This window comes from Shinella agrisoli (genome assembly GCF_046557955.1).
Lineage (GTDB): Bacteria > Pseudomonadota > Alphaproteobacteria > Rhizobiales > Rhizobiaceae > Shinella.
The window spans coordinates 174138-186853 of record NZ_JBJIEP010000003.1; the positions used below are offsets into that span (position 1 = coordinate 174138).

Here is a 12716-nt window from a genome sequence, read left to right on the forward strand (position 1 = left end):
GCCACGCGGTCAGGAAAGCGCGGCCGGCTTTTCGCCGCCATAGGCCCAGTCGAGCAGTTCCACCGTATGCAGGATCGGGATCTCGGTGCCCGTGGCGATCTGCGTCATGCAGCCGATATTGCCGGTGGCGATGAGGTCGGGCTTCGTCGCCTCGATGTTCCTCACCTTGCGCGCCTTCAGCCTGCCGGAAATCTCCGGCTGGAGGATGTTGTAGGTGCCGGCCGAGCCGCAGCACAGGTGTCCCTCCGCCGGATCGCGCACCGCAAAGCCCGCCTTCTTCAAAAGCGTCTTCGGGGCCATGGTGATCTTCTGGCCGTGCTGCATGGAGCAGGCCGAGTGGTAGGCGACCGTAAGCCCCCTCGCCTCCCGCTGCGGCAGGTCGAGCGTCGAAAGATATTCCGTCACGTCCTTGGCCAGCGCGGAAACGCGCGCGGCCTTCTCCGCGTAGGCCGGGTCGAGGCGCAGCATGAAGCCGTAATCCTTGATCGTCGTGCCGCAGCCGGAGGCCGTGACGATGATCGCGTCGAGCCCGCCCTTCTCCACCTCGCCGAGCCAGACGTCGACATTGCGGCGCGCGGCTTCCAGCGCCTGCTCTTCCCGGCCCATATGATGGACCAGCGAGCCGCAACAGACCTCGCCGGCCGGCGCCACGACCTCGACGCCGAGGCGCGTGAGCAGGCGGATCGTCGCCTCGTTGATCTCCGGCTTGAGCACCGGCTGGGCGCAGCCGGAAAGGATCGCGACCCGCCCGCGGCGCGGCCCCGCGGCCGGATGGGTGCCGGGCTTGGTGCTGCCGGACGCCTTCGGCAGCGTGCGGGGCGCAAGGTCCAGCATGGCGCCGAAGGGTTCCAGCGGCTTGAAGCGCTTCAGCAGGCCGGCGAAGGGCCGGCCGAGCGCGGCCGCCTTCAGCGCGAGGCGGAAGCGGCCGGGATAGGGCAGCGTCGCGGCGAGGATGTTGCGGGTCAGGCGGTCCCAGAACGGACGCCTGTACGTCGCCTCGATATGCATGCGCGCATGGTCGACGAGGTGCATGTAGTCGACGCCGGAGGGACAGGTGGTCGTGCAGGCAAGGCAGGAGAGGCAGCGGTCGATATGGGTGACGACCTCGGCATCCGCGGGCCGGCCGTTCTCCAGCATGTCCTTGATGAGGTAGATGCGGCCGCGCGGGCTGTCGAGCTCGTTGCCGAGCGTCACATAGGTGGGACAGGTGGCGGTGCAGAAGCCGCAATGCACGCATTTGCGCAGGATCTTCTCCGATGTGGCGACATGCGGATCGGCGAGCTGCTCGGCGGTGAAATTGGTCTGCATCAGCGGGCGCCCTCTCTGTCGAAGGGTGCGGTTGCGATACCCCCCTCTGCCCTGCCGGGCAGAGGGGGGTGGATGTTGGCTGCATCGTTCATGTGAATCCCCTCACCCCACCATCCGCGACCGGAACAGGCCGTCCGGATCGAAGCTCGCCTTCACACGCGCCTGAAGCGCCGCCACGGCCTCGGGCTGCGGCTGGAACACGTCCGTTGCCGCCAGCACGTCCGGCCGGGCCCTCAGCAGCGTGGCATGCCCGCCGCCGACGGCCTTGAGGTAGCGGCGCAGCAGTCCGGCCTCCGGGTCCGCCTCCATGCGCAGCCAGACGAGGCCGCCCTGCCAGTCGTAGAAGGCGTCGACGCCGGCCTCGAGGCGGAGTGCGGCGACGAGCTGCTGGCCGGCGGTCGGGGCGACGGAGACGCGCCAGAGCGGACGGGACGTGCCGTCCGCATAGGGCACCGCATCGCGGATCTCGCGCCAGAGGCGGAGCGTAGCCTCGGCGTCGAGGCGCGAGACGGCGCCGAAACGGGCCATGGCGGAGGCGAGCTTTTCCGTGCGCACGGCGACGGAGGCGGAAAGGCCCTCGAGGCGCAGCACGGTGGCGGCGCCATCCGGCAGGACGCCGCCGGCGAAGCGGCCGCGCACGCTTTCCGGCAGGTGCGCGGCGCCGGAGACCTCGACGGACATCGACATGGCCGTCGCCATGGCCGCCGCGGCCTCCGCGTCGTTGAGCCCCGAGACGACGATGGTGACGGCGGTTTCCGGCACGGGCAGAAGGCGGAAGGTGACTTCCGTGACAAGCGCCAGCGAGCCGTGCGAGCCGGCGAGCAGTTTGACGAGATCGAGGCCGGTCACGTTCTTCATCACCCGGCCGCCGGCCTTCGCCACCTCGCCCCTGCCGTTGACGAAGCGCACGCCGAGCAGGCTGTCGCGCGCCGCGCCGGCCACGAAGCGGCGCGGGCCGGAGGCGTTGGCGGCGAAGACGCCGCCGATGGTGGGAAAGCCGGACGTGCCGAGAACGCCGCGCAGGTCGTTCGGCTCGAAGGCGAGCATCTGGCGCTTTTCGGCAAGGGCGGCCTCCACTACTTCCAGCGGCGTGCCGGCGCGGGCCGTCATGGTCATCTCGGCGGGATTGTAGGCGACGATGCCGGCAAGGCCGCGGGTCGAAAGCACCTCGGCGCCCTCGGGCACGGCGGCGAGGCTGCGCGTGCCGCCGCCGCGGATGACGAAGGGCGTCTTCGAGAGTGCGGCGACCTTAACGAGGCGCGCGGCGCCCTCCTCGGAAAGCGGTTCGTGGATCGGCGTCATGCGGCGGGGCGCCCTTCGAGCGGGAAGACTTTCGACGGATTGAGCAGCCATTGCGGGTCGAAGGCGGCGCGCACGGCCATCTGCTGGGCGAGGTCGGCATCCGTGTACTGGTGGCGCATCAGGTCGCGTTTCTCGATGCCGACGCCGTGCTCGCCGGTGAGGCACCCGCCGGCATCGACGCAGAGCTTCAGGATGTCGTTGCCGGCCGCCTCGGCGCGCGCCGCGTCCTCGGGGTCGTTGGCGTTGAAGAGGATGAGCGGATGCATGTTGCCGTCGCCGGCATGGAAGACGTTGGCGACGCGCAGGCCGTACCTTTCGACGATCTCGGCCGTGCCGCGCAGGACATGCGAAAGCTGGCCGAGCGGCACCGTGCCGTCCATGCAGATATAGTCGGCGATCCGGCCGGTGGCGCCGAAGGCGGACTTGCGGCCCTTCCAGATCAGCGCGGCCTCCGTCGCGGACTGGCTTTCCTTGACGACCTTGACGCCGTGGCGGCCGGCGATCTCGATGATGCTGGCGAGCATCGCGTCCATCTCCGCCTCGGAACCCTCGACCTCGACGATCAGCAGCGCCTCGACATCCATCGGATAGCCGGCCTGGGCAAAAGCCTCGCAGATCTCGATCGCCGGCTTGTCCATGAATTCGATGGCGACGGGGATGATGCCGGCACCGATGACGTCGGCGACGCAGGCCCCCGCCGCCTCCGAGCTGTCGAAGCCGAACAGCACCGGGCGCGCGCCCTCGGGCCGGGCGATGAGGCGCACCGTCGCCTCGGTGACGATGCCGAGCTGGCCCTCGCCGCCGCAGACGACGCCGAGAAGGTCGAGCCCGCCGGCATCGAGCGCCTTGCCGCCGAGCTCGACGATCGTGCCGTCGATCAGCACCAGCTTGACGCCGATGAGGTTGTTGGTGGTCACGCCGTATTTCAGACAGTGCGCGCCGCCGGAATTCATGCCGATGTTTCCGCCGATGGTGCAGGCGAGCTGCGAGCTGGGATCGGGCGCGTAGAAGTAGCCGTCGGCGGAGACGGCGTCGGAAATGGCAAGGTTGGTGACGCCGGCCTGCACGGTCGCGGTGCGGTTGGCGTAATCGACGTCGAGGATGCGCGCCATCTTGGAAAGGCCGATGACGACCGCGTCCTCCTGCGGGATCGCGCCGCCGGACAGCGAGGTGCCGGCGCCGCGCGGCACGACGGGCACGCCGTAGCGATGGCAGTATTTGAGGACGGCCGCCACCTGCTGGGTCGTCTCCGGCAGGGCGACGGCGAGCGGCACGCGGCGATAGGAGACGAAGGCATCCGTCTCGAAGGGAACCAGCTCGCGCGGCTCGTGCACGAGACAGCCTTCCGGCAGCAGGTCGAGGAGGTCAGCGACGATCTCCCGGCGGCGGGAAATCACCGCCGGCCGCGGCTCCAGGAACCCGATCTGATCCATATCCTCGCCTCCCAAGCCCTTGTTCCTGCTCGATACCGGACGCAAAACCGGTGCGCACGTCCGCCTTCCCGCCCCAAGTGGTCTATTTTCTTTACCACTTTCTATTACGGGGTGCAAATGCTAAGCACTTTATCCACTTCGACAAGAATGGACGCGACTGCATGACGAATCTCGGCGATCTCGAAATCTTCTCCCGCGTCATCGCCATGGGCAGCATGTCGGCGGCGGGCCGGGCGCTCGGCCTTTCGCCCGCCGTCGTCTCCAAGCGCGTGAAAAGACTGGAAGAACGCCTCGGCACCCGCCTCTTCCAGCGCACGACGCGGCAGATCTCGCTGACCGAGGCCGGCCAGGGCTTCTACGAGCGCATCGTCGGCATCCTCGCCGGCATCGAGGAGGCGGAATCGTTCGTTTCCGGGCGATCGGGCGCCGTGCGCGGCTCGCTCAGGATTTCCGCGCCGACCTCCTTCGGCCGCCTGCACATCGCGCCCCATCTCAAGGGCTTCATGGACGGCTATCCCGAGCTCGTCGTCAACCTCGTCCTGACCGACGACTTCTCCGACATCGTCGGCGGCGGCTTCGACCTTGCGATCCGCATCGGGGAACTTTCCGATTCCTCCCTCGTCGCCCGGCGGCTCGCGCCGGTGCGCCGCGTGCTCTGCGCGTCGCCCGATTACATCGCCCGCCACGGCATGCCGGCCTCGCTGGAGGACCTCGCAAACCATGTCTGCCTGCCGCCGCACACGCAGGACGTCTGGCGGCTCGAAGGGCCGGAGGGCGGCGTGACCCATCGCCCGCACGGGCCGCTCCATACCAATTCCAGCGAGGTCGTGACCGAGGCCGTGCTTTCCGGCATGGGCATCGCGCTGCGCTCCACCTGGGATGTCGGGCCGGCATTGAAGAGCGGCGCGCTCAGGCAGGTGCTGCCGGACTACGAGGGCTCGCGCAACGTGGTGCTCTCGGCGGTCTATCCGAGCCGGCAGTTCCTGCCGGTGAAGGTGCGGCTCTTCATCGACTACCTCGCCGACCTCTACGGCCCCCTGCCCTATTGGGAGCGCTGAGGACCGGTGCTGTCCTCTTCCGCATGGCGGCGGCGGATGGCGCGGACGAGGAGCCACATTCCGAGGATCACGAAGGGCACGGCAATGCCCGTCAGCGTTTCCGGCTTCACCGGCAGGCCGAGCCCGTGCGCCGCCTTCGCGACATAGCCGAACAGGCCGACGACGTAATAGGAGATCGCCGCCACCGACAGGCCCTCGACGGTCTGCTGCAGGCGGAGCTGGAGCTTGGCGCGCCGGTCCATGGAGTTGAGCAGCGTCGTGTTGAGCTGCTCCAGCTCCACGTCGATCCAGCTTCTGAGCAGCGCCGTGGCGCGGGCGAGCTTCCGCGACAGGTTCGCCTGCCGTTCCTCGACGGACTGGCAGGTGCGCATGGCGGGCGCGAGCCGCCGCTCGAGGAAGAAGCCGAGCGTCTCGTAGCCGGGCACCGCCGTTTCGGCGAGCGTGCGGATGCGCTCCTGCACGATGCCGTAATAGGCGCGGCTGGCGCCGAAGCGGTAGAGGCTGAGCGCGGCGTTGGCCTCCAGCTCGGCGGCAAGACGGGTGATCTCGGAAAGCAGTTCGTCCGCCTTGTCGCGGGCATGCTGCTTCATGGCGTTGGTGATGCCGGTCAACCCGTCCTCGATGCGGCGGATTTCCGGGGATAGCGACTGGGCGAGCGGCAGGCCCATCATGGCGAGCGTGCGGTAGGTCTCGATGTCGAGCAGGCGCTGGACGAGCGCGCCGCGCCCGGCCTCGGTCATGCCGTGGTCGATGACGAGGATCTGCGTCAGGCCGTCGCCGTTCTGGCGGAAGTCCGTGAGGACGACACCCTGGCCGTTCTTGATCTCGCTGTAACAGAGGCTCGTCGGGTCGAAGGCCGAGATCGCCTCGCGCGTTTCCGGCGTGTCCGGGCGGATTTCGAGGCGGATGCCGGAGATCAGCGTGCCGGGCGGCGAAAAACTGTCGCCGAACGGATGGACAGGCACCGCGCCGCCGAACTTCTCCGGCACCGGCGCATCCCAGAAATAGGTCGAGAACTCGGTGTGCCGCTCCCAGCGCAGCGTGCCCTGCCCCCAGCTCAGCGCGTGGTGGCTGGCATCGCGGCCGGGCGGCGAGATGCCCCGCGAGCGCGACAGTTCCGCCATCACCGCATGGTCGACCGCCGAGCCGCCCTCGGTGAGGAATGCGAGCTGAAAGATGACGCGCGGCGACGAGACCAGCGCGTACGGCCTTGCGTGAATCTCCCCGAGCGCCTGCGCACGCGCGGTCGCCTGCGGAAAGGCGAAACTGCCTTTGGTCATGCCTGCACCTTCCCCTCATGTGCAACAGCTCTTTCTTAACAAATGTCAGGGCCCGGCAGATAGGGCGCATTGACGCAGGCCGGGAAAGGCAGGGCTTGCGCGGAGTGGACAAGATTGTTGACCAGTTTCCGCCCGCATTGCTAGTGTTTGCGGCGTGACCGACAGCGCCTTCGACCTTTTCGCCCGCATCAGCCCCAGCCGGACCTCCGACGAGGTCGTGCGGCAGATCGAACTGCTTCTGCTCGAAGGGGTGCTGCGCGACGGCGACCGGCTGCCCGGCGAGCGGGAACTTTCAAGGCGCCTCGACGTCTCCCGCCCCATCCTGCGCGAGGCGCTGAAGGAGCTGGAGAACCGCGGGCTGCTCGTCAGCCAGCACGGCGGCGGAACCTATGTCGCCGACATCATCGGCCAGGTCTTCTCCCGTCCCGTCGTCGACCTCATCGCCCGCCACCAGCGGGCGACGGAGGACTATGTCGAATACCGCCGCGAGCTGGAGGGCATCACCGCGGAGCTCGCCGCCCGCCGCGCGACGGAATACGACCGGCAGATGCTGACGCGCATCATGGAGGCGATGCGCGCGGCTCATGCGAGCGGTTCCTTCGATGCGGAGCTCGAAGCCGATGTCGAGCTGCACAATGCGATCGGCGAGGCCGCGCACAACATCGTGCTGCTGCATACCCTGCGCGCCTGCTACCGGCTGCTGGCGCAGGGGATCTTTTTCCACCGCCATCTCGTTTTCTCATCGGAGGAGGCGCGCGGCCATCTTCTCGCCCAGCACGAGGCGATATATGCCGCGATCATGGCGGGCGACGGACAGGCGGCCCGAAGCGCCGCCCAGGCGCACATGGACTATATCGCCGCCGCGATCCGCGAGGCCGAGCGCAGCGGGGAATGGCAGCGCATTTCCCAACTGCGCATGCAAAAGCGCGGCCTTTCCCCGCAAGCCTGACTTGCGCCGCAAATCTCGCGCAAGCAAGATAGAATATAACGAGTCGATCGGCACATCCCGACAAGAGGAATGAAAAAGACCTTGAACATCCTCAACCGCATCGTCAGCGACGTCCATCTCATGTTCCGCCGGCCCGTGCGCGAGCAGTATGGCGCGCTGTGCTATCGGTGGAAGAAAAAGCGTTCGGCGGTCGAAGTCCTCCTCATCACCAGCCGGGATACCGGGCGCTGGGTCATTCCCAAGGGCTGGCCGATGGAGGGCAAGTCCGCCGCCGGCGCTGCCGCGCGCGAGGCCTGGGAAGAGGCCGGCGTCAAGGGATCCGTCCGCGAGGAGCCGATCGGCAGCTACCGCTACATGAAAGGCATGCCGCACGGCCTGAAGGTCGATTGCCGCGTGCGCGTCTTCGCCCTTTCCGTCGACGACATCTGCAAGAACTTCCCGGAAAAGGGCGAGCGGCGCGCCGAATGGGTGAGCTGCGCGGAAGCGGCCGACCGCGTGCAGGAGCCCGGCCTGAAGACGCTCATGCTCGCCTTCGAGCGGACGATGCTCGCAAAAGACGCCCCCGCTGCGAAAAACGGCACGACCGGCGCCTGATGACGCCGCCGTCATATTGCCGCCGGTGCGCTGAGGCGGTAGTGCCTGTCGGCAAAGACGGAGCAGCATGAATGGCCAATTCACAGGTCCAGCTACGCAAGCCGACGCTGGACAAGGATCTGGAAAAACTCACCTTCACCGAACAGGCGACGCACTTCGTGCTGCGGTCATGGACGGGTGTCGGCATTGCATTGGTCTTCCTGCTGATCGCCATGGCGGTCGCCAACAGCTTCGCCACCGGCACGCCGGGCGTGCTCGTGGTGGCCGTCACCGCCGCGCTTGCCGCCTACATGGCCATGAACATCGGCGCGAACGACGTGACGAACAACGTGGGCGCGGCCGTCGGCGCGCGCGCCATGAGCATGGGCGTCGCCCTCGTCATCGCCGCGGTCTTCGAGATCGCGGGCGCCCTCCTTGCCGGCCAGGGCGTCGCGCAGACGGTCGCCTCGGGCATCGTCGACAGGGCGATCTTCCCGAGCCCGGAGGTCTTCGCCTGGGCGATGATGGCGGCGCTCGTTTCGGCGGCGCTGTGGATCAACATCGCCACACTCGCCAATGCGCCGATCTCCACCACGCACGCGATCGTCGGCGGCGTCATCGGCGCGGGGGCGGCGGCGAGCGGCTTTCAGAGCGTGCAATGGGATTCGATCGCCCTCATCGTCGTGAGCTGGACCGCCTCGCCGATCCTCGGCGGCGTAATCGCGGCGCTGTTCCTCTACTTCATCAAGGAATTCATCATCTACCGCGAGGACAAGATCGCCGCGGCCAAGACCTGGGTTCCGGTGCTGGTCGCGGTGATGGCAGGCTCCTTCGCCGCCTTCCTGGCCAACGGCGGCACGAACGGGTTCTACGATCTTTCCTACGGGACGTCGCTGCTCGTCGGGCTCGCCTTCGGCATCGTCACCTATGTCGCGACCCGGCCGGTCATCCGCCGCCATGCGGAGGGCTTGGACAACCGCAACCAGTCGCTGCGCACGCTCTTCCGCATTCCGCTGATCTGTTCGGCGGCGCTGCTCTCCTTCGCGCACGGGGCGAACGACGTGTCGAACGCCGTCGGCCCGCTCTACGGCGTGGTCTCGGCGCTGCGCTCCGGCACGGAAGGCGGGGCGACGATCCCGCTCTGGGTGATGGTGATCGGCGCCTTCGGCATCTCGCTCGGCCTGCTGCTCTTCGGCCCGCGCCTCATCCGCATCGTCGGCAGCGAGATCACCAAGCTGAACCCGATGCGCGCCTTCTGCGTGGCGCTCTCCTCCGCCGTCTCCGTGCTGACGGCTTCCGCCCTCGCCATTCCCGTCTCCTCGACGCACATCGCCGTCGGGGCGGTCTTCGGCGTCGGCCTGTTCCGCGAATGGTACACGCGCAACTCCCAGCGCCGCATCGACTATATCCGCAGCCGCGGCAACGGCATCGCGCCGGAGGAGCCGCCGGCCAACCCGGACGAGACGCGCCGGCGCTACCTCGTGCGCCGCTCGCATTTCATGACGATCGTCTCGGCCTGGATCGTGACGCTGCCCGTCTCGGCGATCCTGTCGGCCCTCGTCTTCCTCGCCCTCAACGCGCTCTTTGCCTGAGAGACCGACCATGCGCGCCAATTACCGGATGCAGCGCCTCTTCGTCGGCGACGCCCTTGCGGCGGGCCGGCCGATCGAGGCCTCGAAGGAGCATTTCCATTATCTCGCCAACGTGCTGCGCATGGCCGAGGGCGATGCCGTTCTGCTGTTCAACGGGCGCGACGGCGAATGGCGGGCGGACCTTTCCTTCCCGACCCGCAAGCGCCTGCTCCTGACGCCGGGCGAGCAGACGCGGCCGCAGCCGGAGCCCGCCGACCTCCATTATCTCTTCGCGCCGCTGAAGGTCGGCCGGCTCGACTATCTCGTGCAGAAGGCGGTGGAGATGGGCGCGGGCGTGCTGCAGCCCGTCATGACCCAGCACGTGCAGGGCAGGATCGCCAGCCTCGAACGGCTGGAGGCCAACGCCGTCGAGGCCGCGGAACAGTGCGGCATCCTCGCCATCCCGCGCGTCGCCGCGCCGAGAAGGCTCGAGGACCTGCTTGCCGGCTGGCCGCGCGAGCGCCGCATCGTCTTCTGCGACGAGGGCCACGGCAGCCAGAACCCGCTGCCGGCGCTGCAAGGGATCGAGGAGCGCAAGCTGGCGCTTCTCGTCGGCCCGGAGGGCGGATTTTCCGACGACGAGCGCGCGCTGCTGCGCAATCTCGACTTCGTGACGCCCATTCCGCTCGGCCCGCGCATCCTGCGCGCCGACACGGCAGCGGTGGCGGCAATGGCGGTCATCCAGGCGACGATCGGCGACTGGACCTGAGCACGGGCGGGACGGCCCTTTCCCGGAAAGCATAATGGGATTTTTTGAACCTGCCTTGAAAGGAATTTGCTTGCACCGCATACGATTCCGGTCCAAGCACCCTTCCCGAGGCCCGGCGGCTCCGCCGGGCGCCATCCGTTCAGAAGAAGACGCCCATGGCCCGTGATACCACCGACCAGACGCCGGTCCGCTCCGTTGCAGACATGGCGGATTATCTCGCCTCCGGATGCAAGCCGAAGGAGAAGTTCCGCATCGGCACCGAGCACGAGAAATTCGTCTTCTTTACGGCCGACAACAGCCCCGTGCCCTATTCCGGCAAGGCGAGCATCTCGGCGCTGCTCGCCGGCATGCGCGGCAAGACCGGCTGGGACCCGATCGTGGACGCCGGCAACGTCATCGGCCTTGCCGAGCCCTCCGGCATGGGCGCCATCTCGCTGGAGCCGGGCGGCCAGTTCGAGCTGTCCGGCGCGCCGCTCGAAAACCTGCACCAGACATGCAAGGAATCCAACCAGCACCTCGCCACGCTGCGCGAGATCGCCGAACCGCTCGGCATCCGCTTCCTCGGCATCGGCGGCAGCCCGAAATGGACCTTCGCCGAGACGCCGCGCATGCCGAAGAGCCGCTACGACATCATGACCCGCTACATGCCGAAGGTCGGCACCAAGGGTCTCGACATGATGTACCGCACCTGCACGATCCAGGTGAACCTCGACTTCTCCTCCGAAGCCGACATGCGCCGCAAGATGCAGGTGTCGCTGAAGCTGCAATCCCTGGCGACGGCGCTTTTCGCCAGTTCCCCCTTCACCGACGGCAAGCCGAACGGCCTCCTCTCCTGGCGCGGCGAGATCTGGCGCGACACGGACAACGACCGCGCCGGCCTCATCCCCTTCGCCTTCGCGCCGGATTTCGGCTTCGAGGACTATGTCGAATGGGCGCTCGACGTGCCGATGTATTTCATCGTGCGCGACGAGAAGTATCATGACTGCACGCACATCACCTTCCGCCAGTTCATGGACGGCGCGCTGAAGGGGAAGGTCGCCGACTGGGAGCCGAACCTCGGCGACTGGACGAACCACCTTTCCACACTCTTTCCCGACGTGCGGCTGAAGCGCTTCCTCGAAATGCGCGGCGCCGACGGCGGCCCGTGGCGGCGCATCTGTGCCCTGCCCGCCTTCTGGGTGGGCCTGCTCTACGACGACGGGGCGCTCGACGTCGCCGAAGAGCTGACGCGCGGCTGGACGGTCGAGGATGTCACCGCGCTGCGCGATGCCGTGCCGGCGCAAGGCCTCAGGGCCGAGTTCCGCGGCAGGCCGCTCTTCGACCTTGCCCGCGAAGTCATCTCCATTTCCCGGCAGGGCCTTGCCGCCCGCGCCCGCATCAACGGCGACGGCGTCGACGAAACCATCTTCCTCGCGCCGCTCGACGAGGTGCTGGCCAAGAAGGCGACGCTCGCGGAAGACATGCTGGCGCTCTACCACGGCCGCTGGAACGGCTCCGTCGAACCGGTCTTCACCGAATACCAGTACTGATCCCGGCGCAAGAAAGCGGTTTGCGCGGCCGAAATTCCCGTTATAGTGCAGGCACATGCCTGCCAATGGGCCGCCAACGGGAAGGGGTCTGCCATGCTTTCGCTCTACGACATGATGATGCAGGCGCAGAACGGCCATGCCGTGGAGGTCATGGCCCGCCAGTTCGGGCTGGCGCAGGAGCAGGCGGCCAAGGCCGTCGCGGCGCTGATGCCGGCCTTTTCCGAGGGCTTCAAGCGCAACGCCGCCAACCCTTACGACCTCGCCGCCTTCATGCGGGCGCTGACCACCGGCGAGCATGTCAAATATTTCGAGGACATCGGCAAGGCCTTCACGCCGCAGGGCCTTGCGGAAGGCAACGGCATTCTCGGCCACCTCTTCGGCAGCAAGGAGGTCTCGCGCGCCATCGCCGCACAGGCGGCGCAGATGACCGGCATCGGCCAGGAAATCTACAAGCAGATGCTGCCCGTCATGGCGAGCACGCTGATGGGCGGCATCTTCAAGCAGACGCTCGCACCGTTCTTCCCCGGCGCGCAGGCCGGCAAGACGCCCGCCAACCCCTTTGCCGACGTGATGCGGCAATGGGCCGAGGCGACGGGCCTTGCGAAGAAGCCGGAACCGGCGAACCCTTTCGACAACCCGTTCACGCAGGCCGCGCAGGAATTCTTCGGCACGAAGAAGGACGCGCCGGCGAACCCCTTTACCGACAATCCCTTCGCAAAGGCCTTCCAGGACATGATGGCGGGCATGGCCGGCCAGCCGGCCGCCGGCGAGAAGCCGAGCGAGCCGGAGGGCTCGGCGGCGGATTCGCTGAAAACCCTCGTCAACACCATGTTCGACACCGGCCTCGAAATGCAGAAGGACTACCAGCGCAACATCGAGTCGATCTTCGAGACCATGCGCAGCGGCATGGAGACGGACGGCGGCAGGAAGGCCTGACGCCAAGG

Annotated in this window: 11 protein-coding genes; 7 read left to right on the plus strand and 4 right to left on the minus strand. The window is 67.8% G+C overall.

Features of this window, described 5'->3' with window-relative positions:
* Positions 1-9 precede the first annotated feature (9 nt).
* The 3 genes from glcF to ACIIOY_RS03660 form a co-directional block, all read right to left on the minus strand.
* Positions 10-1308 (minus strand): glycolate oxidase subunit GlcF, encoded by a 1299-nt coding sequence (gene glcF / locus ACIIOY_RS03650; RefSeq protein WP_411033265.1) that lies wholly within the window; start codon positions 1306-1308, stop codon positions 10-12.
* A gap of 102 nt (positions 1309-1410) precedes the next feature.
* Positions 1411-2610, minus strand: coding sequence for an FAD-binding protein (locus tag ACIIOY_RS03655; protein ID WP_411033266.1), 1200 nt, complete (start codon positions 2608-2610; stop codon positions 1411-1413).
* Positions 2607-4043: an FAD-linked oxidase C-terminal domain-containing protein gene (locus ACIIOY_RS03660; RefSeq protein ID WP_411033267.1), complete on the minus strand. Its 1437-nt coding sequence runs from the start codon at positions 4041-4043 to the stop codon at positions 2607-2609. Before ACIIOY_RS03660 ends, ACIIOY_RS03655 begins: the two co-directional genes overlap by 4 nt.
* Positions 4044-4204: 161 nt before the next feature.
* Here ACIIOY_RS03660 and ACIIOY_RS03665 point away from each other — a divergent pair, with 161 nt between their 5' ends.
* Entirely contained in the window at positions 4205-5101 is an 897-nt protein-coding gene (locus ACIIOY_RS03665) for a LysR family transcriptional regulator (protein ID WP_411033268.1), read from the plus strand.
* Here the strand turns inward: ACIIOY_RS03665 and ACIIOY_RS03670 are convergent.
* Positions 5086-6381, minus strand: coding sequence for a DUF3422 family protein (locus ACIIOY_RS03670; RefSeq protein ID WP_411033269.1), 1296 nt, complete (start codon positions 6379-6381; stop codon positions 5086-5088). The genes ACIIOY_RS03665 and ACIIOY_RS03670 overlap by 16 nt on opposite strands.
* Before the next feature lie 154 nt (positions 6382-6535).
* Between ACIIOY_RS03670 and ACIIOY_RS03675 the strand changes: the two genes are divergently transcribed.
* From ACIIOY_RS03675 to ACIIOY_RS03700, 6 genes are all read left to right on the plus strand, one after another.
* Entirely contained in the window at positions 6536-7330 is a 795-nt protein-coding gene (locus ACIIOY_RS03675) for a FadR/GntR family transcriptional regulator (protein WP_411033270.1), read from the plus strand.
* 81 nt (positions 7331-7411) lie between these two features.
* Positions 7412-7924, plus strand: coding sequence for an NUDIX hydrolase (locus ACIIOY_RS03680; RefSeq protein WP_411033350.1), 513 nt, complete (start codon positions 7412-7414; stop codon positions 7922-7924).
* A 71-nt stretch (positions 7925-7995) separates the two neighbouring features.
* The gene (locus tag ACIIOY_RS03685) at positions 7996-9495 is read left to right on the plus strand and encodes an inorganic phosphate transporter (protein ID WP_411033271.1); all 1500 of its coding nucleotides are present in this window, start codon (positions 7996-7998) and stop codon (positions 9493-9495) included.
* Positions 9496-9505: 10 nt separating this feature from the next.
* Positions 9506-10243, plus strand: coding sequence for a 16S rRNA (uracil(1498)-N(3))-methyltransferase (locus ACIIOY_RS03690; protein ID WP_411033272.1), 738 nt, complete (start codon positions 9506-9508; stop codon positions 10241-10243).
* Positions 10244-10398: 155 nt separating this feature from the next.
* Positions 10399-11772 carry a glutamate--cysteine ligase gene (locus ACIIOY_RS03695; RefSeq protein WP_411033273.1) on the plus strand — a complete coding sequence of 458 codons (1374 nt, stop codon included), beginning with the start codon at positions 10399-10401 and terminating at the stop codon, positions 11770-11772.
* A gap of 93 nt (positions 11773-11865) precedes the next feature.
* Positions 11866-12708 (plus strand): DUF937 domain-containing protein, encoded by an 843-nt coding sequence (locus ACIIOY_RS03700; protein ID WP_411033274.1) that lies wholly within the window; start codon positions 11866-11868, stop codon positions 12706-12708.
* Positions 12709-12716: the final 8 nt, after the last annotated feature.